Consider the following 26318-nt stretch of genomic DNA (forward strand, 5'->3'; position numbering starts at 1 on the left):
CACTCTTGAGTCTGTTCCACTCAAGTCAGCTGGAGGGTTCCACCATGGCACGTGCGGTCGGCATCGACCTGGGTACGACGAACTCCGTCGTCAGTGTTCTCGAGGGCGGTGAGCCCACCGTCATCACCAACGCCGAGGGCGCCAGGACCACGCCGTCCGTCGTGGCCTTCGCCAAGAACGGCGAAGTGCTGGTCGGTGAGGTGGCCAAGCGCCAGGCGGTCACCAACGTCGAGCGGACCATCCGGTCGGTCAAGCGCCACATGGGCACCGACTGGAAGATCAACCTGGACGGCAAGGACTTCAACCCGCAGCAGATGAGCGCCTTCATCCTGCAGAAGCTCAAGCGGGACGCGGAGGCCTACCTCGGTGAGAAGGTGACCGACGCGGTCGTCACCGTGCCGGCGTACTTCAACGACGCCGAGCGGCAGGCCACCAAGGAGGCCGGCGAGATCGCCGGTCTGAACGTGCTGCGGATCGTCAACGAGCCGACCGCCGCCGCCCTCGCCTACGGCCTGGAGAAGGAGGACCAGACGATCCTGGTCTTCGACCTCGGCGGTGGCACCTTCGACGTCTCGCTGCTGGAGATCGGCGACGGCGTGGTGGAGGTCAAGGCGACCAACGGCGACAACCACCTCGGTGGTGACGACTGGGACCAGCGGGTCGTCGAGTACCTGGTCAAGCAGTTCCAGAACGGCCACGGCGTCGACCTGGGCAAGGACAAGATGGCGCTCCAGCGGCTCCGCGAGGCCGCTGAGAAGGCGAAGATCGAGCTCTCCTCGTCCACCGAGACCACGATCAACCTGCCCTACATCACGGCCTCCGCCGAAGGGCCGCTCCACCTGGACGAGAAGCTCACCCGCGCCCAGTTCCAGCAGCTGACCGCCGACCTGATCGAGCGCTGCAAGATCCCGTTCCAGAACGTCATCAAGGACGCGGGGATCGCGCTCTCCGACATCGACCACGTCGTCCTGGTCGGCGGTTCGACCCGGATGCCCGCCGTCACCGACCTGGTCCGCGACCTGACCGGTGGCAAGGAGGCCAACAAGAGCGTCAACCCGGACGAGGTCGTCGCCGTCGGTGCGGCGCTCCAGGCCGGTGTGCTCAAGGGCGAGGTCAAGGACGTCCTGCTGCTGGACGTCACCCCGCTGTCCCTCGGTATCGAGACCAAGGGCGGGATCATGACCAAGCTCATCGAGCGGAACACGACCATCCCGACCAAGCGCTCGGAGATCTTCACCACGGCCGAGGACAACCAGCCGTCCGTGCAGATCCAGGTCTACCAGGGCGAGCGCGAGATCGCGGCGTACAACAAGAAGCTCGGGATGTTCGAGCTGACCGGGCTGCCGCCGGCCCCGCGGAGCGTTCCGCAGATCGAGGTCACCTTCGACATCGACGCCAACGGCATCATGCACGTGTCCGCCAAGGACCTGGGCACGGGCAAGGAGCAGCGGATGACCGTCACCGGCGGCTCGGCGCTGCCGAAGGACGACATCGACCGCATGATGCGGGAGGCGGAGCAGTACGCCGACGAGGACCACCGCCGCCGGGAGGCCGCCGAGACCCGCAACCAGGCCGAGCAGCTCGTCTACCAGACGGAGAAGTTCCTCAAGGACAACGAGGACAAGGTGCCCGGCGATGTGAAGACCGAGGTCGAGGAGTCCATCGGCGACCTCAAGGAGAAGCTGAAGGGCGAGGACACCGCCGCGATCCGCGAGGCCACCGAGAAGGTCGCCGCGGTCAGCCAGAAGCTGGGGCAGGCGATGTACGCCAACGCCCAGGCCGAGGGCGGCGAGGGCGCCGCGGGTGCGGCCGGCGGTGCCGGTGCTGAGGGCGCCCGGGACGAGGACGTGGTCGACGCCGAGATCGTCGACGACGTCAAGGACGACAAGCGGCAGGACGGTGCGGCGTGACGGAGGAGACCCCGGGCTTCGAGCAGGAGCCCGACGTCCCCCCCGAAGCGGAAGTGGCTCAGCCCGCTGAGAACTCGGCGCCGGCCGCCGATACCGCCGATCAGGCGGGGGCCGGCGCTCCGGTCGGGGACGCACAGCACACGGCCGCTCTCATGGCACAGCTGGACCAGGTCCGCACCGCGCTCAACGAGCGCACCGCGGATCTGCAGCGGCTGCAGGCGGAGTACCAGAACTACCGCCGCCGGGTGGAGCGGGACCGGGCGATGGTCAAGGAGGTCGCCACGGCGAACCTGCTGTCCGAACTGCTGCCCGTGCTGGACGACATCGGGCGGGCCCGGGACCACGGGGAGTTGGTGGGCGGCTTCAAGTCGGTCGCCGACTCGGTGGAGACCGTGCTCACCAAGATGGGTCTGGAGCAGTTCGGCCAGGAAGGGGAGCCGTTCGACCCGCTCATTCACGAGGCGCTCATGCACTCGTATGCTCCGAACGTCACGGAGACGACGTGCGTTTCGGTGCTGCAGCCGGGTTACCGGCTGGGTGAGCGGACGATTCGACCGGCTCGGGTCGCGGTCGCCGAGCCCCAGCCGGGGGCGCACCCCGGCCAGGGCGCCGAGGGCGCGGCGCCGGAAGGCGCCGGCGAGGAGAGCGGTGGCCCGGACGAGGGCTGACGCGGTGGTCGTGCGGAAGGAGGGACGTCGGGGATGAGCACCAAGGACTTCGTGGAGAAGGACTACTACAAAGTCCTCGGCGTCCCGAAGGACGCGACCGAGGCGGAGATCAAGAAGGCGTACCGGAAGCTCGCCCGCGAGTACCACCCGGACGCCAACAAGGGGAACCGCGAGGCCGAGGAGCGCTTCAAGGAGATCTCCGAGGCCAACGACATCCTGGGCGATCCCAAGCGCCGCAAGGAGTACGACGAGGCGCGGTCGCTCTTCGCGGGCGGCGGCCTCCGCGGCGGGCCGGGTGGCGCCGGCGGCCAGGCCGGCTTCAACTTCGACCTGGGTGACCTCTTCGGGGGCACCCAGGGCGGTGGCGGGGCCGGGGCCGGCGGTTTCGGCGGCGGGCTCGGCGACGTCTTCGGGGGCCTGTTCAACCGCGGCGGGGCGGGAGCGGGGACCCGCACCCAGCCGCGCCGCGGCCAGGACGTGGAGTCCGAGGTCACGCTGAGCTTCACGGAGGCCGTCGACGGGGCCACGGTCCCGCTCCGGATGTCCAGTTCGGCGGCGTGCAAGGCGTGTTCCGGCACCGGTGACAAGAACGGCACCCCCCGGGTCTGCCCGACCTGTGTGGGCACCGGCCAGGTCTCACGCGGCGGCGGTGGCGGCTTCTCGCTCACCGACCCCTGCGTGGACTGCAAGGGCCGTGGTCTGATCGCCGAGACGCCGTGCGATGTCTGCAAGGGCAGTGGGCGGGCCACGAGTTCGCGCACCATGCAGGTGCGGATCCCGGCCGGCGTCAGCGACGGCCAGCGGATCCGGCTGCGCGGCAAGGGGGCGCCGGGCGAGCGCGGAGGTCCGGCCGGTGACCTGTACGTCGTGGTGAACGTCGAACCGCACCCGGTCTTCGGGCGCAAGGGCGACAACCTCACCGTGACGGTGCCGGTCAGCTTCCCGGAGGCGGCGCTCGGAGGCACGGTACGGGTACCCACGCTGGGTGGGCCGCCGGTCAACCTGAAGTTGCCGGCGGGCACCCCCAACGGACGGACCATGCGGGCCCGGGGAAAGGGGGCCGTGCGCAAGGACGGCACCCGCGGCGACCTGCTGGTCACCGTGGAGATCGCGGTCCCCGACCAGCTCGACGACAAGGCCCGGGAGGCATTGGAGTCGTATCGGGAGGCCACCGCGGGTAGGGATCCGCGAGCGGAGCTGTTCCAGGCCGTGAAGGGAGCATGAGATGACCAGCCGAGGAGTGCAGGGGAACGGCGGCAGCCGCAACCCCTACCAGCTGACCGAGGACTCACCGGTATACGTCATCTCGGTCGCCGCGCAGCTCTCCGGGCTGCACCCGCAGACGCTGCGACAGTACGACCGGCTGGGCCTGGTCTCACCGGACCGTACGGCCGGGCGGGGTCGGCGCTACTCGGCCCGGGACATCGAACTACTGCGGCAGGTACAGCAGCTGAGCCAGGACGAGGGCATCAACCTCGCCGGGATCAAGCGGATCATCGAGTTGGAGAACCAGGTCGCGGCGCTCCAGTCGAGGGTCGCGGAGCTGCAGCAGGCCGTGGAGGGTGCCGCCGCGACGATCCGGCAGCGGGAGGCGGCGGTGCACGCCTCCTACCGCCGGGACCTGGTGCCGTACCAGGACGTGCAGCAGACCAGCGCGCTGGTGGTCTGGCGTCCGCAGCGGTCCGCCGACTGAGGGCTGACCGCGCGGGGGTCGCTCCAGCCCGCTCATGACATGGCTGTGGCCGGTCACCGACAGGTGGCCGGCCACAGCCATGTCCGGGGCCGGAAGCCCAGCCGGTCGCCGACGGTTCGCCTGTTACCGGGCGGGCCAGCGGATACTGCGGGGAGAATAGCAAAGGCAGGCAAAAGACACCGGTCATTCGTAATTCAATTACCGGGTTCCCCTTTTTTGTGCGTGACATGAAAATGTCAATCCATTGCTTCCCGTGTTGCCGGTCTGCGAAGGTACCCGTGCAATACCCGTCCACTGAAAGGACCCAAGATGGTCATCAAGGCCGTGTACGAGACCCCGGAATTCTCTGCCGCCGGTTCGTTCCGTGAGGCGACCGGTCTGGTCGTCGCTGTCGCTGCCGACTGGAATGCCCCCGGCTGGTTCTGATTCAAAACCGAGGAGCATCACATGACGGACCATGGCGCACCCTTTTTCATCGCGCTTCCTGATCGTGACGAAGTCGGGGCCGTGGTCCGTCGCCTACGGGCTGAGGATCCCGGTCTGAGCCAGCTCGACCACCCGTCGGGCCGGCCGTGGATCCTCGGCCGGTGGGGCGAGGGCGAACTGGCCGTCGCGCGCGCCGGCCGGGACGCGGTCGCACTGATCGGCACCCTGCCCCCGCTGCGCGACGAGCTCCAGCGGTGGGTCGGAGGGCTGAACGGTGACGCGCGCCGCGTCGAGGGGCTCTCGACCTCGCTGGCGGGCGACTTCCACGTGCTGGGCAGCGTCGATGGCGCGCTGTACGTGCAGGGGACCGCCTACGGCACCCGTCGGGTCTACCACGCCCGGGCCGAGGGGGCCCTGGTGGCCTCGGACCGCGCACTGCGGCTGGCCGAGCTCACCGGCGCCCGCCTCGACGCCGGTGCGCTGGCCTGGAAGCTGTTGCAACCCCTCCCGGCGCAGCTGAACGAGCGCACCATGTGGCACGAGGTGCGGGCGGTGCAGCCTGGCTGGTACCTGCTGGCGTCCGCGGACGGGGCGCCGTCCCGGCACGTCAGGTGGCACCGGCCGGCCGAGCCGCATCTCGGGTTGGCCGAGGGGGCGCGGCTGGTGCGGGAGGCGCTGGTGGCCGCGGTCGGGGCCCGGACCCACCGCGGTGGGGTGATCAGCTCGGACCTCTCGGGCGGGCTGGACTCGACCTCGCTGAGCTCCATCGCCGCCGGGCAGCTCGGCCCGGGAGAACTCGTCGTCTGCACCAACGGCGGGGACGAGTCGATCAACGAGGACGGGCACTGGGCTCGGGTGGCGGCCTCGCACTGGCCGCATGTGGAGCACTACCAGCTGCCGCCGGAAGAGCAGCCGCTCTTCTACAGCGGCGCGCTCGACGAAGGCTGCCGCTCCGATTTCCCCGGCATTATCTCGGTGAGTCGAAAACGTGCCACGATTTTGATATCGCGCATGGCGGAACGCGGCTCCCGGCTCCATCTGGGCGGCCATGGCGGAGACCATCTCTTCTTCAGTTCCGGCACCCATTACCACGGTCTGCTTCCGCGTCGCCCCATTCTTTCGCTCCAACGCATCCGGGCCTACGGAATTCTCTACGGCTGGTCCGGCTCGGCGGTGCTGCGGCAACTGCTCGACCGGCGTTCGTACCGCAGCGCGCTCGCCCGGATCGACCTCGACCACTCCGGCGACCTCGGATTCAGCACCCCGGGGTTGACGTGGGTGAGGCGGCCCGTCGTGCCCTCCTGGCTGACCGACGACTGCCGGGAACTGCTCGCCGAGGAGCTACGGAAGGCGGTGGCCCAGGCGGAACCGCGCGGCGACACGATCGGCCGCCATATGGAGCTCGACAACATCCTGACCACCACCCTGGAGACCGGTTCGATCGGCGACGCCGCCCGGCGTGCGGGGGTGCCGATGTCCACCCCGTACTTCGACGACGCGGTGGTGGACGCCGCGCTGGCGGTCCGGGTCGAGGACCGGGCGACCCCCTACGAGTACAAGCCGCTGCTGATGGAGGCCGTGCGGGGGATCCTGCCCGACGCGTGCCGGGCGCGGACCACCAAGGGCGAGGGCACCTTCGACGCGGTCGGCGGCCTCTACCGCCACCGCCAAGAGCTGATCGACCTCTGGCAGGACAGCGCGCTGGCCAAGGCGGGGCTGATCGACGCCGAGGCGGTGAGCAGGAAGTGCTCGACACCGGGCACCCCGGAGCTCAGGGACGGCGGCATCAACTCCACTCTCATCTGCGAAACGTGGCTGCGCGCCGTCCAGTGACGGCCAGCGGCGAGGAGAACCATGAAGTTGCGCAACCACAAGGACCTGGCCGTCACCGACACCGAGTACGGCGCGGTGCTCCTTGACGCCAAGAGCGGCCAGTACTGGCAGCTGAACCCGACGGCGGCGCTGGTCGTCCGGGTGCTGCTGGACGGAGGGGACGAGCCGGAGGCGGTGCGGCGGGTGACCGAGCACTTCGAGGTGGACGTCGAACGCGCCTCGGTCGACGTCCACGCGCTGATCGAGTCCATGCGGGAGGCCGGGGTGGTGCAGAAATGAGCGTCACCATCGCGCTGCGGCAGGACGGGGTCAAGCGCCCCTTCCGGCTGCGGTTGCTGACCCGGCTGGCCATCTGGGCGGGGAGGCTGTTGGCCCTCCTCAAGCCGCACCGGCTCCGCCGGGTGCTGGTCCGGCTGAGCAAGGGGGTGCCGCCGGCCGGTGTGGAGGAGGTGCGGGAGGCGCGGGAGGCGGTCCTGGCGGCCAGCCTCAGCCTCAACGGGCTCCGGGCCTGTCTGCCCCGCTCGCTGTCGATCGTGATGCTCTGCCGCTTCCAGGGCCGATGGCCCACCTGGAGCGTGGGGGTGCGGTCGATGCCGCCGTTCCTCGCGCACGCCTGGGTGGAGGTCGGTCGGGAGATGATCGGGGAGAAGGGCGGGTACGACAGTTTCTCCCGGCTCATCACCGTGCCGCCCGCGGAGCCCGCACCGGTGCCGCCGAGCTCTTCCGGGGCATCCGGTGAGCCCGCTGCCTCCCGGGAGGAGACGGGCTGAGCCGCCCAAGCCGTCACGGCAGAACCGGATCCGCCCCCACCCGGGGGGCGGGTCCGGTTCAGTCTGTTCCCGGCAGCCTCCGCGGGCCCCGGTGGTGGGGCGAGGTTGTTGCCCTGCGCCTACTTGAGTGGAGTAGACTCAACTTAATGCAGGCGATCCTGAGCAGGATTGCGGCGGAGTGCGCGATGAGGAGGAACGCGGGGACGTGGACACCGAGTTGACCACCAAGAGCCAGGAAGCGATCAGTAACGCCAGCAGCCGCGCGGTATCCGCGGGCAACCCCGACATCACCCCGGTGCACCTGCTGCTCGCCCTCCTGGAGGGCCGGGAGAACGAGAACCTCCAGGACCTGCTGGCCGCGGTACAGGCCGACCAGGCCGCGCTGCGGTCGGGGGCCGAGCAACTGCTCGGCTCGCTGCCCAGCGCGCAGGGTTCCACCGTGGCGGCCCCCCAACCCGACCGGGAACTGCTCGCCGTCCTCGGCGACGCCGGCCGCCGGACGAGGGACCTCGGCGACAGCTACACCTCCACCGAACACCTGCTCATCGGCGTGGCCGCCGCGGGCGGGGCGGCCGGCAAGCTCCTGGCGGAGCAGGGGGCGAGCGCCGAGCAACTGCTCGCCGCCTTCGAGAGCAGCCGGGGCGGGCGCCGGGTGACCACCGCCGACCCGGAGGGCACCTACAAGGCCCTGCAGAAGTTCGGCACCGACCTCACGGCCATCGCCCGCGAGGGCCGGCTCGACCCGGTCATCGGCCGGGACCCGGAGATCCGCCGGGTCATCCAGGTGCTCTCCCGGCGGACGAAGAACAACCCGGTGCTGATCGGCGAGCCCGGGGTCGGCAAGACCGCCGTCGTCGAAGGGCTGGCGCAGCGGGTGGTCAAGGGGGACGTGCCGGAGTCGCTGAAGAACAAGCGGCTGGTCGCGCTGGACATCGGCGCCATGCTCGCCGGGGCCAAGTACCGGGGCGAGTTCGAGGAGCGGCTGAAGACCGTACTGGCCGAGATCAAGGAGAGCGACGGCCAGGTGATCACCTTCATCGACGAGCTCCACACCGTGGTGGGGGCCGGCGCCGGCGGCGACTCCGCGGTGGACGCGGGGAACATGCTCAAGCCGATGCTGGCCCGCGGCGAGCTGCGGATGGTCGGCGCCACCACCCTCGACGAGTACCGGGAGCGGATCGAGAAGGACCCCGCACTGGAGCGCCGCTTCCAGCAGGTGCTGGTCGCCGAGCCGGACGTGCAGGACTCGATCGCCATCCTGCGGGGGCTCAAGGGCCGCTACGAGGCACACCACGGGGTGCAGATCGCGGACTCCGCGCTGGTGGCCGCGGCCACCCTCTCCGACCGGTACATCACCTCCCGCTTCCTCCCCGACAAGGCCATCGACCTCGTCGACGAGGCGGCCTCCCGACTCCAGATGGAGATCGACTCCTCGCCCGTCGAGATCGACGAACTCCAGCGGGCGGTCGACCGGCAGCTGATGGAGGAGGAGTCGCTGCTGGCCGCCCAGGCGCCGGAGAACGGCGCGGAGCGGAAGCTTCTCAAGAAGCGGGACCGGGAGAAGGATCTCTCCCCGGACGCCCGTGAGCGGTTGGACCGGCTCCGCAAGGAGCGCGCGGAGAAGGAGGAGCGGCTGCGCGCACTCCGGGCCCGCTGGGACAGCGAGAAGGCCATCCACACGCGCGTCGGCGAGCTCAAGAAGCGCCTCGACGAGTTGGAGACCGAGTTGGAGCTCGCCGAGCGCAAGGCGCCGGAGACCGGTGACTGGGTCACCCCCGGCCGGCTCCGTTCCGAGGTCATCCCGCAGACCAGCAAGGAGTTGGAGCAGGCCGTCCAAGAGCAGAAGGAGCTCCAGGGCGGCGGCATGGTCGGGGAGGAGGTGGGTCCGGACGACATCGCCGACGTGGTCGCCGCCTGGACCGGCATCCCCGCGGGCCGACTGCTGGAGGGTGAGACCCGGAAGCTGCTGCGGATGGAGGACGAGCTGGGCAAGCGGCTGATCGGACAGCGGGAGGCCGTCGCCTCGGTATCCGACGCGGTGCGCCGGACCCGCGCCGGGGTCGCCGATCCGGACCGCCCCACCGGCTCCTTCCTCTTCCTCGGCCCGACCGGCGTCGGCAAGACCGAACTGGCCAAGGCGCTCGCGGACTTCCTCTTCGACGACGAGCGGGCCATGGTCCGCATCGACATGAGCGAGTACGGCGAGAAGCACTCCGTCGCCCGGCTGGTGGGCGCGCCGCCCGGCTACGTCGGTTACGAGGAGGGCGGGCAGCTGACCGAGGCGGTGCGCCGCCGCCCGTACAGCGTGGTGCTCCTGGACGAGGTGGAGAAGGCGCACCACGACGTCTTCGACGTCCTGCTGCAGGTGCTCGACGACGGCCGGCTCACCGACGGACAGGGCCGTACCGTCGACTTCCGCAACACCATCCTCATCCTCACCTCGAACCTCGGGTCGCCGTTCCTGGTGGATCCGGAGCTGAGCGAGGAGGAGAAGCGGAGCAGGGTGCTGGCCACGGTCCGCTCCGCCTTCCGGCCGGAGTTCCTCAACCGCCTGGACGACGTGGTGGTCTTCCATGCCCTCGGCACCGACCAGCTCAGGCGGATCGCCCAGCTCCAGATCGGTCAGCTCCAGCGGCGGCTCGCCGAGCGCCGCCTGAGCCTCGAGGTCTCCGACGCGGCTCTGGACTGGCTCGCCCGCCTCGGCCACCAGCCGGTGACCGAGCAGGCTGGGGCGGCGGGTGAGGCCGAGGCGGGACCGGACCTCTCCTACGGGGCTCGGCCGCTGCGCCGGCTCATCCAGACCTCGATCGGCGACCGACTCGCCCGGGAGATCCTCGCCGGCGAGGTGCTGGACGGCGACGCGGTGCGGGTGGAACTGGCGGCCGACGGTGCGAGCCTGTCGGTCGGATCCACCGATCGGTCCTGAAACCGGCGCGCCCCCCGGGTGGTTTAGCTGACGAGGTGTCAGGAAGGACACCCCGATCGGAAGCCGTCCGGGGTTGCGGGGACGGGGCGGGTGTGGGGGAGGATGGCAGGAATCGTACGAAGGGAAATCCACGGTGACCATCGACCCGTCCGCGATTCCGAATTTCGGGGGCCAGCCCGAACCACAGGCAGCCGAACCCACCGGCCCCGTCGTCCCGGATCAGGACCTCGTCAAGCAGCTTCTCGACCAGATGGAGCTGAAGTACGTCGTCGATGACGAGGGAGACCTCGCGGCGCCGTGGGAGCAGTTCCGCACGTACTTCATGTTCCGGGGGGAGAAGGAGCAGCAGGTCTTCTCGGTCCGCACCTTCTACGACCGGCTGCACTCGATCGACGACAAGCCGAAGATCCTGGAGTCGATCGACGACTGGAACCGGCGCACCCTGTGGCCGAAGATCTACACCCACACCAGCGACGAGGGTGAGGTCCGGCTGATCGGCGAGGCCCAGATGCTGATCGGTACCGGCGTCAGCCTGGAGCACTTCGTCTCCAGCACGGTCAGCTGGGTGCGAGCCTCGATCGAGTTCGACAAGTGGCTCACCGAGCAACTCGGTCTGGAGCCGGCGGACGGCTCGGACGAGGGTGAGAAGAAGGAAGACTAGCGCTGCGTCAGGCAAACGTTGCCTGATGCGGCACGAGCGCCGGACCGGCGCTGTGGAGGGGGCCGCCCGGAGCGGTCCCCTTCCTCGTTTTCCCGGCTTTTCCGCCGGTGCTAGCCTCGGCGCTGAGGGGTGAGGAGCCCCTGCGGACGAGGGAGCAGTACCCGCCGAGCGACAAGACTGCCGCATGAGGTGAGTCGTCGTGGCCTGGTTCGTACTCCTCGGGTCCGGGGTGCTGGAGGCGGTGTGGGCTACCGCCCTCTCCCGGAGCTCCGGATTCCGCCGCCCCCTGCCGACCGTGGTGTTCTGCGTCAGCCTGGCCGGAAGCATGGCGGGGCTGGCCTACGCCATGAACCAGATCCCGACCGGCACGGCCTACGCCGTCTGGGTGGGTGTCGGCGCCGTCCTCACCGTCGTCCTGGCGATCGCACACGGTACGGAGAAGGCCACCGCCGGCCGGCTCATGCTGCTGCTGGGCCTGGTGGCGTGCGTCATCGGTCTGAAGGTGGTGAGTTGATGGCCTGGGCGGTCCTTCTGGTCAGCGCCGTCTTCGAAGCGGTCTGGGCGACCGCCCTGGGGCGGTCGAACGGTTTCGGTGAGCCCGTGGCCACCGCCGTCTTCGTCGTCGCGCTGATCATCAGCATGGCCGGGCTCGGCACAGCGGTGAAGCGGATACCGATCGGCACGGCCTACGCGGTCTGGGTGGGGGTGGGGGCCGCGCTCACCGTCACCTACGCCATGGCCACGGGCGATGAACCGGCTTCCCTACCCAAGGCGGTGTTCCTGGCCGGGATCATCGGCTGTGTGATCGGTCTCAAGCTCCTGAAAGCCCCGGATCCGGAGCAGGCCCCGACTCCGGGACGGGGCGACGCGGACTGAACCGGCCCCGAGGGAGCTCGTACGTCGCCTGGCTCCGTACCGCGCGGAGAAGAGTTGCGCGGAGCGGCCTGTCACTCTCCCCGGAGTCGGGCCACGGCCTGCTTGAGGACCTCGGGCCGTTTGCAGAAGGCGAAGCGCACCTGGGTCCGGCCGGCGTCCGGGTGGTCGTAGAAGACCGCGTTGGGCACGGCGACGACGCCGCAGCGCTCCGGCAGGGCCCGGCAGAACGCGAACCCGTCGTTCTCGCCGAGGGGTGCGATGTCGGTGGTGATGAAGTACGTGCCCTGCGGCGGGTGCACCTCGAAGCCGGCCTCGGCGAGCCCGGTGGCCAGCAGGTCCCGCTTGGCGCGCAGGTCGGTGCGGAAGTCCGCGAAGTAGCGGTCCGGCAGCCGCAGCGCCTCGGCGACCGCGTACTGGAAGGGGCCGGCACTGACGTAGGTCAGGTACTGCTTGGCCGTGCGCACGGCTGAGACGAGGGCGGCGGAGCCGGTGACCCAACCGACCTTCCAACCCGTGAACGAGAAGGTCTTCCCGCTCGACGAGACGGACACCGTCCGCTCGCGCATCCCCGGCAGGGAGATCAGCGGTACGTGCTCCCCGTCGAAGACCAGGTGCTCGTAGACCTCGTCGGTGACCACCAGCAGATCGTGCTCCACCGCCAGTTCGGCGATCGCCGTGCGCTCCTCGGGGGTGAGGACCATGCCGGTCGGGTTGTGGGGGGAGTTCAACAGCAGCAGCCGGGTGCGGGGGTTGACCATCGAGCGGAGCCGGTCCAGGTCCGGTCGGAAGGACGGCGCCCGCAGCGTGAGCGGCACCCGCTTGGCGCCGGCCATGGCGACGCAGGCGGCGTAGGAGTCGTAGAAGGGCTCGAAGGCGATCACCTCGTCGCCCGGCTCGAGCAGCGCCAGCATCGCGGCCGCGATCGCCTCGGTCGCCCCCGCGGTGACGAGCACCTCCGTGTCCGGGTCGAAGTCGAGGCCGTAGAAGCGGTGCTGGTGGTCGGCGACGGCGGTGCGGAGCTCCGGGACACCGGGCCCCGGCGGGTACTGGTTGCCCTTCCCCTCCCGGAGGGCGCGGACTGCGGCCTCGCGGATCTCCTCGGGCCCGTCGGTGTCCGGGAACCCCTGTCCGAGGTTGATCGCTCCGGTCGTCGTGGCCAGGGCGGACATCTCCGCGAAGATCGTCGTGCCCAGGCCGTCCAGCCTTCGGTTCAACAGTGGCCTGCCGTTCACCTGTTCGCTCTCCCTCTGCCCCGGCACCGGTCGACCCGGATCGTCGAGTACCCATCCTGTCGGACGGCCGACCGATGGGCGGCACCGGTCTCGAAAAGATTTTCCAAGAAAAGCACCGCGCTGAAAAGAAGTCCGCTGCCTGTTGGTTGTTGTGTTTATCAGATCGGTAATGGCCGAAAAGCAACCGCATTTGTCCCTCGGGTCCGCCCTCCCCTCATATCTGCCCCGGTACGTGCCTGATCAGCGCGTATGCGGTGGCCGTTACAGCGTCGGACGGACGGGTCGGGGGCCGTCGGCGGGATGGAAAGCCTGTCGAAGATGGGTAAAAACGCTGTGGACGATGCTCATTTCATGATTCCGTATTCCTTGTGCCCTGAGCGGGCGAAGAGCCGGCGAGTGGAGTGTCCTCTGCCTTCTGCCGAGGCCGCCGGCCGCCGACCACTGTGCGCTTGCGGAGTCCAGCCATGCTCAAAACCCTGAAGACCGCCTATTCCGATACCCGTGCCGCCGATCTCGCCTGGTGCCTGGGCAGCGACCCACTACCCGCCCTCGCGGTGCTGGACCTCCGGCTGGGCGCGGCCGATGTGCAGCTCCGGCTGCTGGGCGCCTCCCACCAGGTCATCGTCGAGGAGGAATGGGGCAGTTGCTCCGAGACCGTGGCCTGTATGCCCGGTAGCCGCACACCCCTCCCCGGAGGCCTCGCCGAACGTGTCGGGCCCTGGGAGTACGAGTTCGCCGCGCGTGTGGAGAACCTCTCCGCGGGGTCCTTCGCCAGGAGGGCACAGGAGTTGCTCGCCCTGGTCGCCGACCACCCGCAGGGGTTGGCCGGCACCTTCCCCGGCGCCCCCCACGCCTTCACCGCGATACTCGCCCAGCGCCACCAGGACCAACTGCGGTGGCGCACCTGGCACGCCTACCCGCAGGAGGGGAGGCTGGTCGCCACCCGCAGCAGGGTGGGGACGCGCATCCCGGCGCTCATCTGAGTGCCTGTCTACAAACCCCCTTCCGGGCCCGCGGTGCCTGGCACCTGCGCTCCTGCGTTGTCGTCAGTTGCCATGACTCCGCCATGACTCCCCCCTCCGCGTTGGTTCCGAAGGCACCAGGCACCGCGGTCTGATCCGAAACGGGGTTTGTTCACAGGCACTGACATCCGGCGGAGAACCGATCCGCCGACCGACGGCCGGCCCCGGCCGACCGGGGCAGCGTGCGGTCGTGCCGAGCGGGCCGCACAGGCCCCGTCGCACCACAATGCGCCCTGGCCGCGGCAGAACTCGAAGAAAGCCCTGACGTACCGTTCCCGCATGATCGAGTCACCGCAGTCCCAGACCTCCGACGCGCCCGCGTCGGAGGTCTCCTGGGCGTCGGTGGTACGGCTGCCGGTGTCCGCCCGACTCGCCCGGCTGACCGTGCTTGCCACGGTCTTCGTCTGCGCCTCCTGCGGGCTCGTCTACGAGCTCGAACTCGTCGCGCTCGCCTCCTACCTGTTCGGTGACTCGGTCACCCAGGCCTCCGTGGTGCTCTCCCTCATGGTGTTCGCCATGGGGGTGGGCTCGCTGCTGGCCAAACACCTCTGCCGCCGGGCGGCGCTGGCCTTCGGACTGCTGGAGGCGGCGCTGGCGCTGGTCGGCGGCTGCTCCGCGCTGGCGCTCTACGCCTCCTTCGCCTGGTGGGCGCAGTCCCGCCTGGCGCTCGTCGGATTCTCGCTGCTCATCGGGGTCCTCATCGGGGCAGAGGTGCCGCTGCTGATGACGCTCATCCAGCGGATCAGACGGCAGGACGCCGGCGGCGCGGTCGCCGAACTCTTCGCGGCCGACTACGTCGGCGCACTGGTGGGCGGGCTCGCCTTCCCCTTTCTCCTGCTGCCGCTGCTCGGCCAGTTGACCGCCGCCCTGCTGACCGGTGTGGTCAACGCCCTGGTGGGCGGGGGGATGGTGCTCTGGCTGTTCCGGCGGGACCTGACGGCACGCGCGCGCTGGCTCCTGGTGCTGACCAATCTGCTGGTGCTCGCGGTGCTGACCGCAGGAGTGGTGTTCGCCAGGCCGTTCGAGCGCGCGGCGCAGCGGGCCGTCTTCGGCGCAGAGGTGCGCGTGTCGGTCCGCACCGACTTCCAGGAGGTGGTGCTGAGCGGTGACCCCGGCAGCCCCGAGGCGCTGTCGCTCTTCCTCGACGGTCAGCTTCGGGCCAGCGGCGGCACCGAGTACCGCGAGCACGAGGCGCTGGTGCATCCCGCCATGAACGGACCGCGCCGGCGGGTCCTGGTGCTCGGCGGCGGGGACGGACTCGCCCTCCGCGAGGTGCTGCGTTACGAGGACGTCCGCTCCGTCACGGTCGTCGAGGTCGATCCGGAGCTGGTGCGGCTGGCCCGCACCGACCCCGGCCTGGCCGGGCTCAACCGGGGCGCCTTCCACGACCCGCGAGTGAGGTCGACGGCCGCGGACCCCTTCGACTGGCTGCGCCGCACCGACGACGGACCCCGCTACGACGTGGTGGTCTCGGACCTGCCCGACCCGCGCAGCACGGCCGGGGCGAAGCTGCACTCCCAGGAGTTCTACGGGCTGGTGCAGCGGGTGCTGGCGCCCCGCGGCCGACTCGCCGTGGACACCGGACCGGCCCAGCGCACGGTGGACGCGACCGTGCGCTCGGTGGGCTTGCGCAGCCTGCCCTACCGGACGGCCGACCACCGGTTCGTACTGTCCGGCCGCACCGTGCCCGAGCCGCGCCTGCCCCCGGACGCCCCGCGGCTGCGCTCCCTCACCGACGGGGCGCTGCGGGCCGCCGCCCGGGCCGCGGCCGAGGTCGGCCGCGGCGACCCACCGCCCTCCACCCTGCTCCACCCCAGGTACGGCGACTGACGACCGGGCCGGAAGGCGCCCGGAACAGGCGGCCTGGATACGGATGCCGGAGGCCGTCCGCTGGGTAGGCTCCTGAACCATGGAGCATGAGGTGTTCGTGCCGTTTCCCGTCGAGATCGTGCGCTCGGCGCTCACCGACCCCGTCCGGCTGGCGGAGTCGGTGCCCGGGCTGCTCCCTGACGCCGAGGGGCCCACCGGGGTGCTCACCGGCCGGCTCCGGCTGCGGATCGCCGGCTCCACCATCACCTACCGGGGCACGCTGACCGTCACCGAACAGGACGGCGGCGACCTGACGGTCGAGGGCGAGGGGGACGAGGCGCGGGGCACCGGGTCGGCGAAGCTCGCCCTGAACCTGCGGCTCACCCCCGGCGACGGGGGGACGGTGATCGGCTGCACGGGGGCGGTGCGCAGCGAGGGGCGGCTCGCGGCGGTGGCGGCCGACACGGCCGCAGCGGCCGGACGGCGGCTGCTGGACCGGTGTGCCGCGGAGTTGACGGCGGGGCTGGAAGCCGGGCCCGTCGGCCCGCCACCGCTCTTCGGGCCGGCCCCGGGTGAGCCGGCCGCCGAGGACGGCTTCGACCTCGGGGAGGGGTTCCCCCAGGGCCCCGAGAGCGGTGGGATCGGGACGAGCCCGGACGACAACGAGCGGGCCATCCCCGGCATCCCCGCCCCGGAGAAGGGCGACGACACTCCTGAGGAGCCCGGGCCGAGCGGCGATGGTGACGCCCAGGGCATCCCGGGTTGGCCGCCGGCCGGGGAGTTCGGCACCGAACCGCCGGCGTCGCCCGAGCCGGCCGGTCCCGGCGAGGCCGCCGGTCCCGGTGAGGTGGGAGACGGACTGCCGGACGGGGCCGGGCAACTACCCCAGGACCCGCCGGCCGAGGCCGCCCACGCTCGCCGCACGATGATCGGCCGCAGCACCGAGGAGGTGGACCACGCCCCACCGCGTGGCCGGTACGCCCCGGTGCCGGGACCCCAGCCGCCCTCCACCGCGGCCACCCTGCGCTGGGCGGCGCCGACCGCCGCGGCGGTGCTGGTCTCGGCCGTGGTCCTCGGCCGGGTGCTGCGGCGCCGGCACTGAACCGCCGCCCCCGCTCGCGTCACCTGGGGAGGCTTCAGCGGCCTCGCCGCCCCGTCGGGACGTCCGGATCCGCCGGGAAACCAGCTCTCCTTCCGTCTTGCGGTGGGCCGCCGCCGAGGCCGTGCGCGATCCGGCGGGGGACTGCCCTTAGGGTCGGAGGGTGACCAGCGATGACACGAGGAAACCAGCCCCGGAGGAAGCGGAGATCCGACTCAGTTCGGGGGACGCCGAGGTGCTGGTGCTGCCCGAGCTCGGCTGCCGAATCGGCTCGCTGCGCGTCGGCGGCGCCGAGCTGCTGCGCCAGGGGGCCGAGTACGGCTCGTTCCCCATGGTGCCGTGGTGCGGCAGGACCGGGCAGGCCCGGTTCCGCGACGGCGGCACCGTGCACCAACTGCCCGCCAACAACCCACCGCACGCGATCCACGGCACCGGGCGCGACACCGCCTGGCGCACCGTGCACGCCGAGCGGCGGTCCGCGGCGTTCACCTACGACCTCGGCGATCCCTGGCCGTACCCGGGGCGGGTGAGTCAGACCTTCGAGCTGGCCGACGACTCCCTGACGCTCACCATGGGAGTGGAGGCCACGGGCGACTCCTTCCCGGCCCAGGTCGGCTGGCACCCCTGGTTCCGCCGGAACCTCGGCGAGGGCGGGGCCGATGTGCGGATCGACTTCACCGCCGAGTGGCAGGAGGAGCGGGGCGAGGACCACCTGCCCACCGGTCGGCGGGTGCCGCCCCGGCCCGGCCCCTGGGACGACTGCTTCGGTATGCCGGAAGGGGTCCGGGTGGCCCTCACCTGGCCGGAACGGCTGGAGCTGGTGATCACCAGCCGCGCGGAGTGGGTGGTGGTCTACGACGAGGAACCGGAGTCGGTCTGCGTCGAGCCGCAGTCCGGTCCGCCGAACGGTCTCAACACCCTGCCGCGGCTGGTGACCCCGATCGACCCGCTGGAGATCTCCACCACCTGGAGCTGGCGCAGGCTCTGACGGACCGCCGGGCCCGGAGCGCGCGGCGGGCCGGGCCGCCGCGGCAGGCGCCGCTCCGGGCCGGTTAGTCTCATGCCCATGAGCGCTGCCACCTCGGACGGAACGACCTCCGCAGACACCCCGCCCCCCGCACCCCGTGACGCCCTGCTCCGACAGATCAGGGACAAGGCCGTGGTGCACGGCAAGGTGACGCTCTCCTCCGGGCTGGAGGCGGACTTCTACATCGACCTGCGCCGGGTCACCCTGGACGGTGAGGCCGCCCCGTTGGCCGGTCAGGTGATGCTGGACCTCACCGCGGACCTTGAGTACGAGGCCGTGGGCGGCCTGACGCTGGGGGCCGACCCGGTGGCCACCTCGATGATGCACGCGGCCGCCGCCCGCGGACGACGGCTGGACGCCTTCGTGGTGCGGAAGGCGAACAAGGCGCACGGGCTGCAACGACGGATCGAGGGCCCCGACATCGAGGGCCGTCGGGTGCTGATCGTGGAGGACACCTCCACCACCGGCGGCTCCCCGCTGACCGCCGTGGAGGCGGCGCGCGAGGCGGGTGCCGAGGTGGTCGCGGTGGCGGTCATCGTGGACCGGGGGGCGGCCGCCGCCATCGCGGACGCGGGCCTGCCGTACTACCGCGCCTTCGGGCTGTCCGAGCTCGGTCTCTGAGGCTCTCCCCGCCGCGCCGCCGGGGTCTGCCCTCCGGGCGCGGACCGAGCCGTCCCCCCCCCCCCCCCGCGCGGTACCGCGCGTCCCGCACCCCGGCGCCGTGTGGGGATGTCGGCCCGCCCGGCCGGAGTCGACCCGGAAAGTGCCTGGTCGGGGGCTGACTGCGCCGACCGGGTGAAGTCGGCGGGTTTCACGTGAAACCTCATGTCGGGCCGCCACCGGTGCCGCGCCGCGCCACGTCCCCCGTGAGGGTGAGTGGAGCAACGGGCCGTATCTGGGAGGATGGGGGCGACGATGACGTCGCCCTCGAGGGGCGCCTTCCGGGCCGGGGAGCCCGCGGCCCGATCGGCCGCCGGCAGGGCCGAACGGTCGCGGCCGGCGGGTTCTCCACGGCCTCAAGGCTGCCGGTGGGAGCGCGCCGCTCCTGCCCGGCCCCGGAGACCGTGGGAAGACCACCTCTCGAACAGCAACCGCATACACCGCACATCACAAGGAGCGGACAGATGCCCATCGCAACCCCCGAGGTCTACAACGAGATGCTCGACCGGGCGAAGGCAGGCAAGTTCGCCTACCCGGCCATCAACGTGACCTCCAGCCAGACGCTCCACGCGGCTCTCCGTGGCTTCGCCGAGGCGGAGAGCGACGGCATCGTCCAGATCTCCACCGGTGGCGCGGAGTTCCTCGGCGGTCAGTACAGCAAGGACATGGTGACGGGGGCCGTCGCGCTGGCCGAGTTCGCGCACGTCGTCGCGGACAAGTACCCGGTGAACATCGCCCTCCACACCGACCACTGCCCCAAGGAGAAGCTCGACGGGTACGTCCGTCCGCTGCTGAAGATCTCCCAGGACCGGGTGGCCAGCGGCCGCAACCCGCTGTTCCAGTCCCACATGTGGGACGGCTCCGCCGAGATCCTCGACGACAACCTCACCCTCGCCAGGGAACTGCTCGCCGAGGCCGTCAAGGCCAAGATCATCCTTGAGGTGGAGATCACCCCCACCGGGGGGGAGGAGGACGGCGTCTCGCACGAGATCAACGACGACCTCTACACCACCGTCTCGGACGCCGAGCGCACCGCCGACGCGCTGGGCACCGGTGAGCACGGCCGCTACCTGCTGGCCGCCTCCTTCGGCAACGTGCACGGCGTCTACAAGCCGGGCAACGTCGTGCTCCGCCCCGACCTGCTCCGCGAACTCCAGGACGGGGTCGCCCGGAAGGTCGGCAAGCCGGACCCGTTCGACTTCGTCTTCCACGGAGGGTCCGGCTCCACCGAGGAGGAGATCCTCACCGCGCTGGAGAACGGCGTGGTGAAGATGAACCTCGACACCGACACCCAGTACGCCTTCACCCGTCCGGTGGTCGACCACGTCTTCCGCAACTACGACGGGGTGTTGAAGGTCGACGGCGACGTCGGCAACAAGAAGACCTACGACCCCCGCAGCTGGGGCAAGGCGGCCGAGGCCGGCATGGCCGCCCGGGTCGCCACCGCCTGTGCCAACCTGCGCTCCACCGGCACCAAGCTGAAGTAGGCGCACGCGGCCGAGGCCCCCGGTACCGGCGGCAGCCCGGTGCCGGGGTTCCCGCCGGGGTGCGGCGGCCCGGCGGGCGCCGAACGCCGATGTCCCGTTCGCGGCCGGTGGAAGGCAGACTGGAGGCCATGGCCATTTACGAGAACCTCCTTGAGGGACCGCCCCCGACCCACCTGCCCGACGACCCGGGGCCGCGCGAACTCCTCGCCGCCGGGGCCGCCCCGGCCGAGGTCGCCGCGGAGTACCCCGCCTCTTCGCTCGCCTGGGCGCAACTCGCCGACGACGCCTTCGCCAACGGGCAGATCGTGGAGTCCTACGCCTACGCCCGCACCGGATACCACCGCGGGCTCGACGCGCTCCGCCGCAGCGGCTGGAAGGGCCACGGGCCGGTGCCGTTCGAGCACGAGCCGAACCGCGGGTTCCTCCGCGCGCTGCATGCCCTGGCCAGGGCGGCCAAGGCCATCGGCGAGGAGGAGGAGTACCAGCGGTGCAGCACCTTCCTGCGGGACTCCTCGCCGACCGCGGCGGACACCCTGGGCTGAGGGGCCCTGAGGGACGTCCCGTGATCCCTGGTGGGCGCACGACGACAGCTCCGGCACCTCGCCGCATTGTCGGAACATCCCCGATACGCCCAGTGTCGGGACGTCCCTCCGCCTTGCGATGCACCGCATCTGACGCCGTGCGCTGATCCACCAGGGATTACGGGACAAGCCTCAGCCCCGACCGGAAACGACACCCGGTCGGGGCTGAGCCGGATGGCTGCGAATCCACGACAGGCCGACCGCTCCGGCGGTCGGCCCTTGCCGTCTCGGGCGCCGTACACCGATGATGCATTTCGGGCTCTCCGCCGCGGCGGAGAGCCCGAAGAGGGGACCGGGGCTCCGATGCCGACGAGGAAGGGGCGGACCGCTACCCGGTAGCACCAGTACCGAGGAGACCGCGATGTCGCGACAGTCCGAAGTGTCCCAGAGTATCCAGGAAGTCCCACAGCTGGATTTCGCCGGCACCACGCCGTACGAGGACTACGTCCGCGCCGACGTCCTGACCCACCTCCAGCACCCCCTCTCCGACGACCCCGGCGAGATGGTCTTCCTGGTGACCACCCAGGTCATGGAGTTGTGGTTCACCGTCATCGTGCACGAGTGGCAGACCGCCGCCACCGCGATGCGCCGGGACGACCTGTCCACCGCGCTGGCCGCCCTCCAGCGGTCGGTGTACGAGCTGGAGTCGCTGAACGCCTCCTGGCAGCCGGTGGCGCACCTCACCCCCGCGCAGTTCAACGCCTACCGGGGCGCGCTCGGCGAGGGCTCCGGCTTCCAGTCGGCGATGTACCGGCGGTTGGAGTTCCTGCTGGGGGAGAAGTCCGCGTCGATGCTGGTACCGCACCGCGGTGTGCCGCGCACCCACCAGGAGCTGGAGAAGGCGCTGGGCGAGCCCAGCCTCTACGACGAGGCGCTGCGCCTGCTGTCCCGCCGCGGCTTCGACATCCCGGAGGCGGTGCTGGCGCGGGACCTCACACAGCGGTACGAGCCGGACCCCGGGGTCGAGGAGGCGTGGCGGCAGATCTACGCCGGGCCGCAGGACACCGATCTCCTGCAACTCGGTGAGGCGCTGACCGAGGTCGCCGAGCTGGTGTGGCGCTGGCGCAACGACCACCTGGTGGCCACCCGGCGGGCGATGGGCGCCAAACGCGGCACCGGTGGATCGTCCGGGGTGGCCTGGCTGGAGAAGCGCGCCCAGGGCACCGTCTTCCCCGAGCTGTGGACGGCGCGCAGCCATGTCTGACGTTTCCTCGGCGCGGGGCGCCGGCCTCGTCACCGACCGGGAGCGGTTCCGGGCCGCCGCCGAGCGGTTGGACGCCACCGACCCGCTGGCGGGGGTGCGCGGCCGCTTCGTGCTCGACGACGCGGCCGACGGCGTGGTCTACCTGGACGGCAACTCGCTCGGCGCCCTGCCGGCCAACGTACCGGCCCGACTCGCCGAGGTGGTGGGCGAGGAGTGGGGCAGGCTGCGGATCCGGTCCTGGGAGGAGCGCGGCTGGTGGAGCGCGCCGGAGCGGGTCGGCGAACGCATCGCCCCGTTGATCGGGGCGGCCCCCGGGCAGGTGGTGGTCGCCGACTCCACCAGCGTCAACGTCTTCAAGGCCGTGGTGGCGGCGATCCGCATCGCCCAGGCCGGGCCGGAGGGGCCGGGTCCGGAGGGGCCGGGAGCCGTGGGCGCGGAGTCCTTCCCCGGCGGATCGGTGCCGCTGAGGGACGAGCTGCTGGTCGACGCGGCCACCTTCCCCAGTGACGGCTACATGGCCGAGTCGGCCGCCCGGATGACCGGTTGCCGTATCCGGGCGGTCGAAGCCGCGGAACTCCCCGCCGAGTTCGGCCCGCGGACCGCCGCCGCGCTCGTCAACCACGTCGACTACCGCACCGGGCGGTTGCACGACCTGCCCGGCACGACCGCAGCGGCCCACCGGGCCGGGGTGCCCGTCGTGTGGGACCTGTGCCACAGCGCCGGGGCGCTGCCGGTCGACCTCGACCGGCACCAGGTCGACTTCGCCGTGGGCTGCACGTACAAGTACCTCAACGGCGGCCCCGGGGCGCCGGCGTTCCTCTACGTCCGCCGCGACCTGCAGCCCCGGTTCGACTCCCCGCTGCCCGGCTGGACCTCGCACGCCGACCCGTTCGGGATGGCCCCGTCCTACACCCCGGCCGGCGGCTCGACCCGGGGCCGGGTCGGCACCCCCGACATCCTCTCGCTGCTCGCCCTGGAAGCCGCGCTGGATGTCTGGGACGGGGTCACCCTCGAAGCGGTCCGCGCCAAGAGCCTGGCGCTCACCGACTTCTTCTCCGAGTGCGTCGCCGCCTACGCACCCGAGGGGCGGGTGGAGAACATCACCCCGGAAGCGCATCCGGAGCGCGGCAGCCAGGTGGCGCTGCGCTGCCCGGACGCCGTCAAGGTGATGCCCCGGCTGATGGAGCGCGGGGTCATTGGCGACCTGCGGCGCCCGGATGTGCTGCGTTTTGGCTTCACGCCCCTGTATACGGGTTTTGCGGACGCGGAACGCGCCGCATACATCCTCGCGGAGGTGCTGACAGCATGACGACCCCGGCAGACACGGACACCGGCCCGGCCACAGCGACGGCGGCGGACGAGGAGAGGCGCCTGCTGGCGCTGGAGCCGCGGCCCCCGCGGCACAGCGCGCGCTACGGCCCGCACCCCTCCCAGGTGATCGACTACTACCTGCCGGGGGCCGGTCGGCCGCCCACCGCCCGGGTGACCGTGCTGCACGGCGGCTTCTGGCGGGAGGCCTACGACCGCACCCACCTCTCGCCGCTCGCCGACGCCCTGGCCCGCACCGGGATGGCGGTGGCGCTCGCCGAGTACCGCAGGGTCGGCGGCGGCGGGGGCTGGCCGGAGACCTTCCAGGACGCGGCACGGGTGGCCGAGGTGGCCTGGCCGATGCCCGCGGGGCCGGTCGTCGGTGACACCGGCGGCGAGGCGGCCACCGGGGAGATCGCCGCATGGCAGGCCCTGGAGGCCGAAGCCGAGGCGGTCGGGGTCGAACACGTGGTGCTGGGCCACTCCGCCGGCGGCCAACTGGCGCTCTGGCTGGCGGCCCGGCCGGACCGCCCGGCCAGCACCGGGGCGGACCCCGGCCCCGGACGGGATGCCTGGTCCGGCGGCGGCGGAACCCGACGGGTGGGGGCCTCGGTCAGCCGCGCCGTGGCGGTCGCCCCGGTCGCCGACCTGGCCGTGGCACACGGGCTGAAGCTGAGCGACGGCGCGGTGGCCGAACTGCTCGGCGGGCAGGACCAACTGCCCGCCCGACTGCTGCTGGCCGACCCGATGGCGCTGCTGCCGCCCCGCGTTCCGGTCACGCTGCTGCACGGCGCCGCCGACCCGGACGTGCCGGTAGAGTTGTCCCGCCGCTACACCGAGGCGGCCCGGGCGGCCTCGGCGCGCGCGGAGGTCGAGAACAGCGCGGCCCGCGGCATCGAGGCCGGCACCGAGAACACCGCCTGGGCCGACGGGGGACGGGTGTTCCTCCGGGAGCTGCCCGGCGGTGGACACTACGGTCCGCTGATCCCCGGCTCCGACGCCTTCGCCGTCCTGCTGGAGGCGCTCCGCCCGCCGTATCATCCCTGAGACGGACGGCCGGAAGTCAGCATCGGAGCCGACGAGGTACGGCGCGGCGGCGCGTACCGTTCGACCGGTGACAGAGACGACGACACCCGCCTGGACCGAGGCCCGCGTAGCCCGGACGATCCGGCAGATCCTCCGGGAGGATCTGATGAACGACGTCCGGGCGCTGGACCCGCTGCCCCCGCTCAGCAAGGAACGCACCCAGCGCTGGCCGCGGCTGGAGCGGCTCGGCCTATGCTGGCTTCCGCACGCCTGCGTGCTGCTGATAGCCCTCTTCACCGGTGTCGGGGCGTTCGGGCCCTACTTCTACGGCACGCTGTCCAGCCTCCTGCTGGCCTTCGCCATCGCCGCGCCGACGGTGCTGACGCTCTTCCGGCCGAAAGCCGCGTACTGGGTGTCCCTGGCGGTGCTCGTCCTCTCCACGCTCTACGGGACCTGGTCGGGGCCGGTGCTGTTCGCACACGTCAGCGTCATGGTGCTCACCACCCTCCGGTCGAAGCCACGGGTGGCCCTGGAGATGTGGGTCATCTCCCTGGCCGCTGCGAGCCTGACCGAAATACTCTTCCTCGACAGTCTCCGAGTCCACTCGGAGGTGGTCCCGCTGGCGTTCATCGGGGCCCTCTCCCTGGGCACGGCCGCGGCCATCCGGGCCTGGTGGCTGGCGCGCAGCAAGGCGGAGGAGCAGGAGACGCTGGTCGCCGACGTCCGCGGCCAGCGGACCCAGCTGGAGGAGCGCGCCCGGATAGCCCGCGAACTGCACGACGTCGTGGCCCACCACATGTCGGTGATCGCCATCCAGGCGGAGGCCGCGCCGTACCGGGTGAAGGACGTACCGGCGGAGCTGACCAGCAGTTTCGCCACCATTCGGGAGAGCGCCGTGATCGCCCTCGCCGAGCTGCGCCGGGTGCTCGGGGTGCTACGCCTCGCGGACCAGGACACCGGGCTGCCGGACGCTCCGCAGCCGGACCTTTCACGGCTCGGTGAGCTGATCGACGGCGTGCGGGCGGTGGGCACCGAGGTCGATTTGGTCGAGAGCGGGGCGAAGCGCGAGCTGCCGCAGGGCGTGGAGCTGTCCGCCTACCGCATCGTCCAGGAGGCGCTGAGCAACGTGCTGCGGCACGCCCCCGGCGCTCAGGTGCGGGTGGAGACGGCGTACGTGCTGACCGGTCTGGGGCTACGGGTGGTCAACACCGCGCCGACCGGTGAGGCGCAGCCCTCACCGGGAGTGGGCCAGGGGGTGCCGGGGATGCGGGAGCGCGCCACCATGCTCGGTGGTGAACTGACCGCCGAGCCGACCGCCGAGGGCGGATACCAGGTGCTGGCGTTCCTCCCCGCCGACCAGGGTGAGCGGACATGACGGAGGTCGGCCCCGAACCGTCCCCGGCGGCCGTCGCCCCCATCCGGGTGCTGATCGCGGACGACCAGCTCATGGTCCGGGAGGGGTTCTCGGTACTGCTGGGCGCGATGCCGGACATCGAGGTCGTCGGCGAGGCGCGGAACGGCACGGAGGCGGTGAGCGGCGCCGCGGAGCTGCGGCCCGACGTGGTGCTGATGGACATCCGGATGCCCGGGGGCAACGGGCTGGAGGCCACCCGCCGGATCGCCGGGGAGCGCCAGCCGGACGAGGCCTACCCCAAGGTGCTCATCCTCACCACCTTCGACCTGGACGAGTACGTGTACGAGGCGCTGCGCGCCGGTGCCAGCGGCTTCCTGCTCAAGGACGCCTCCGCCCGGCAACTCGCCGACGCCGTACGGATCGTGGCGGCCGGGGAGGCGCTGCTCGCCCCCACCGTGACCCGGCGCCTGCTGGCCGAGTTCAGCCGGCTCGGGGCGCCCCGGGCCCCACGGAAGGACCGGATCGAGGCGCTCACCGAGCGGGAGACAGAAGTGCTCTCGCTGATCGCCCAGGGCCTCTCCAACGGCGAGATCGCCCAGCAACTGGTGGTCAGCGAGGCGACGGTGAAGACCCATGTCAGCCGGGTGCTGGTGAAGCTGGGGCTGCGGGACCGCACCCAGGCGGCGGTCTTCGCCTACGAGGTGGGCCTGGTCATACCGGGCGGCCGGAGCGGCGGGTAGTTTCTG

The 26318-nt window shown here is 71.5% G+C and carries 25 protein-coding genes and 1 riboswitch; of the genes, 24 read left to right on the top strand and 1 reads right to left on the bottom strand.

The annotated features are described in order from the left end of the window. Positions 1–44 precede the first annotated feature (44 nt). The 12 genes from dnaK (at position 45) to BGP73_RS09975 (ending at position 11763) form a co-directional block, all read left to right on the top strand. On the top strand, positions 45–1910 hold the full coding sequence (gene dnaK, locus BGP73_RS09925) for a molecular chaperone DnaK (RefSeq protein WP_069813820.1): 1866 nt from the start codon (positions 45–47) through the stop codon (positions 1908–1910). Beyond that, the gene (gene grpE, locus BGP73_RS09930) at positions 1907–2578 is read left to right on the top strand and encodes a nucleotide exchange factor GrpE (protein WP_069813822.1); all 672 of its coding nucleotides are present in this window, start codon (positions 1907–1909) and stop codon (positions 2576–2578) included. Before dnaK ends, grpE begins: the two co-directional genes overlap by 4 nt. 33 nt (positions 2579–2611) lie before the next feature. Continuing rightward, a complete protein-coding gene (gene dnaJ, locus BGP73_RS09935) occupies positions 2612–3802 on the top strand; it encodes a molecular chaperone DnaJ (RefSeq protein WP_069813824.1) in 1191 nt (396 codons plus the stop codon). A gap of 1 nt (position 3803) precedes the next feature. Beyond that, positions 3804–4271 (top strand): heat shock protein transcriptional repressor HspR, encoded by a 468-nt coding sequence (locus BGP73_RS09940; RefSeq protein ID WP_107473999.1) that lies wholly within the window; start codon positions 3804–3806, stop codon positions 4269–4271. Between the two features lie 309 nt (positions 4272–4580). Further along, entirely contained in the window at positions 4581–4697 is a 117-nt protein-coding gene (locus tag BGP73_RS23520; protein ID WP_244501147.1) for a keywimysin-related RiPP, read from the top strand. A gap of 21 nt (positions 4698–4718) precedes the next feature. Beyond that, positions 4719–6530, top strand: coding sequence for an asparagine synthase-related protein (locus tag BGP73_RS09945; protein ID WP_107474000.1), 1812 nt, complete (start codon positions 4719–4721; stop codon positions 6528–6530). Between the two features lie 21 nt (positions 6531–6551). Continuing rightward, a complete protein-coding gene (locus BGP73_RS09950; protein WP_069813828.1) occupies positions 6552–6809 on the top strand; it encodes a lasso peptide biosynthesis PqqD family chaperone in 258 nt (85 codons plus the stop codon). Continuing rightward, positions 6806–7300 carry a lasso peptide biosynthesis B2 protein gene (locus tag BGP73_RS09955; RefSeq protein ID WP_069813830.1) on the top strand — a complete coding sequence of 165 codons (495 nt, stop codon included), beginning with the start codon at positions 6806–6808 and terminating at the stop codon, positions 7298–7300. Before BGP73_RS09950 ends, BGP73_RS09955 begins: the two co-directional genes overlap by 4 nt. A gap of 205 nt (positions 7301–7505) precedes the next feature. Next, positions 7506–10226, top strand: a complete 2721-nt coding sequence (locus tag BGP73_RS09960; protein WP_069814010.1) for an ATP-dependent Clp protease ATP-binding subunit — start codon at positions 7506–7508, stop codon at positions 10224–10226. Between the two features lie 133 nt (positions 10227–10359). Continuing rightward, positions 10360–10887, top strand: coding sequence for a YbjN domain-containing protein (locus tag BGP73_RS09965; RefSeq protein ID WP_069813832.1), 528 nt, complete (start codon positions 10360–10362; stop codon positions 10885–10887). 121 nt (positions 10888–11008) lie between these two features. Further along, a riboswitch (guanidine-III (ykkC-III) riboswitch) is annotated at positions 11009–11072 on the top strand. 14 nt (positions 11073–11086) lie between these two features. Beyond that, positions 11087–11401, top strand: coding sequence for a DMT family transporter (locus BGP73_RS09970; protein WP_069813834.1), 315 nt, complete (start codon positions 11087–11089; stop codon positions 11399–11401). Then, entirely contained in the window at positions 11401–11763 is a 363-nt protein-coding gene (locus tag BGP73_RS09975) for a DMT family transporter (protein WP_069813836.1), read from the top strand. Before BGP73_RS09970 ends, BGP73_RS09975 begins: the two co-directional genes overlap by 1 nt. A 71-nt stretch (positions 11764–11834) precedes the next feature. Here BGP73_RS09975 and BGP73_RS09980 read toward each other — a convergent pair whose 3' ends face one another. After that, positions 11835–12995, bottom strand: coding sequence for a pyridoxal phosphate-dependent aminotransferase (locus BGP73_RS09980; RefSeq protein ID WP_069813838.1), 1161 nt, complete (start codon positions 12993–12995; stop codon positions 11835–11837). Between the two features lie 464 nt (positions 12996–13459). Between BGP73_RS09980 and BGP73_RS09985 the strand changes: the two genes are divergently transcribed. From BGP73_RS09985 to BGP73_RS10040, 12 genes are all read left to right on the top strand, one after another. Further along, on the top strand, positions 13460–13978 hold the full coding sequence (locus BGP73_RS09985) for a DUF2617 family protein (protein ID WP_069813840.1): 519 nt from the start codon (positions 13460–13462) through the stop codon (positions 13976–13978). 318 nt (positions 13979–14296) lie between these two features. Further along, the gene (locus BGP73_RS09990) at positions 14297–15847 is read left to right on the top strand and encodes a polyamine aminopropyltransferase (protein ID WP_079127391.1); all 1551 of its coding nucleotides are present in this window, start codon (positions 14297–14299) and stop codon (positions 15845–15847) included. Between the two features lie 79 nt (positions 15848–15926). Next, on the top strand, positions 15927–16928 hold the full coding sequence (locus BGP73_RS09995; RefSeq protein ID WP_069813842.1) for an SRPBCC family protein: 1002 nt from the start codon (positions 15927–15929) through the stop codon (positions 16926–16928). Between the two features lie 160 nt (positions 16929–17088). Further along, positions 17089–17913 (top strand): aldose epimerase family protein, encoded by an 825-nt coding sequence (locus BGP73_RS10000; protein WP_069813844.1) that lies wholly within the window; start codon positions 17089–17091, stop codon positions 17911–17913. Positions 17914–17991: 78 nt separating this feature from the next. Continuing rightward, a complete protein-coding gene (gene pyrE / locus BGP73_RS10005) occupies positions 17992–18573 on the top strand; it encodes an orotate phosphoribosyltransferase (RefSeq protein WP_079127412.1) in 582 nt (193 codons plus the stop codon). Positions 18574–19076: 503 nt separating this feature from the next. Next, positions 19077–20099: a class II fructose-bisphosphate aldolase gene (fbaA, locus tag BGP73_RS10010; RefSeq protein WP_069813846.1), complete on the top strand. Its 1023-nt coding sequence runs from the start codon at positions 19077–19079 to the stop codon at positions 20097–20099. 128 nt (positions 20100–20227) lie between these two features. Then, positions 20228–20641 carry a DUF3151 domain-containing protein gene (locus BGP73_RS10015; RefSeq protein WP_069814013.1) on the top strand — a complete coding sequence of 138 codons (414 nt, stop codon included), beginning with the start codon at positions 20228–20230 and terminating at the stop codon, positions 20639–20641. Positions 20642–21041: 400 nt separating this feature from the next. Continuing rightward, a complete protein-coding gene (locus BGP73_RS10020) occupies positions 21042–21884 on the top strand; it encodes a tryptophan 2,3-dioxygenase family protein (protein WP_069813849.1) in 843 nt (280 codons plus the stop codon). After that, positions 21877–23193: a kynureninase gene (gene kynU, locus BGP73_RS10025; protein WP_069813850.1), complete on the top strand. Its 1317-nt coding sequence runs from the start codon at positions 21877–21879 to the stop codon at positions 23191–23193. The genes BGP73_RS10020 and kynU overlap by 8 nt, the downstream gene beginning before the upstream one ends. Next, positions 23190–24239 (top strand): alpha/beta hydrolase, encoded by a 1050-nt coding sequence (locus tag BGP73_RS10030; protein WP_069813853.1) that lies wholly within the window; start codon positions 23190–23192, stop codon positions 24237–24239. Before kynU ends, BGP73_RS10030 begins: the two co-directional genes overlap by 4 nt. A gap of 67 nt (positions 24240–24306) precedes the next feature. Continuing rightward, positions 24307–25593, top strand: a complete 1287-nt coding sequence (locus BGP73_RS10035; RefSeq protein WP_069813855.1) for a sensor histidine kinase — start codon at positions 24307–24309, stop codon at positions 25591–25593. Further along, on the top strand, positions 25590–26312 hold the full coding sequence (locus tag BGP73_RS10040) for a response regulator (RefSeq protein ID WP_069813857.1): 723 nt from the start codon (positions 25590–25592) through the stop codon (positions 26310–26312). Before BGP73_RS10035 ends, BGP73_RS10040 begins: the two co-directional genes overlap by 4 nt. Positions 26313–26318 lie beyond the last annotated feature (6 nt).

Source organism: Streptomyces sp. TP-A0874 (assembly GCF_001748085.1).
In the GTDB taxonomy this organism is placed as follows: Bacteria; Actinomycetota; Actinomycetes; order Streptomycetales; family Streptomycetaceae; genus Streptomyces.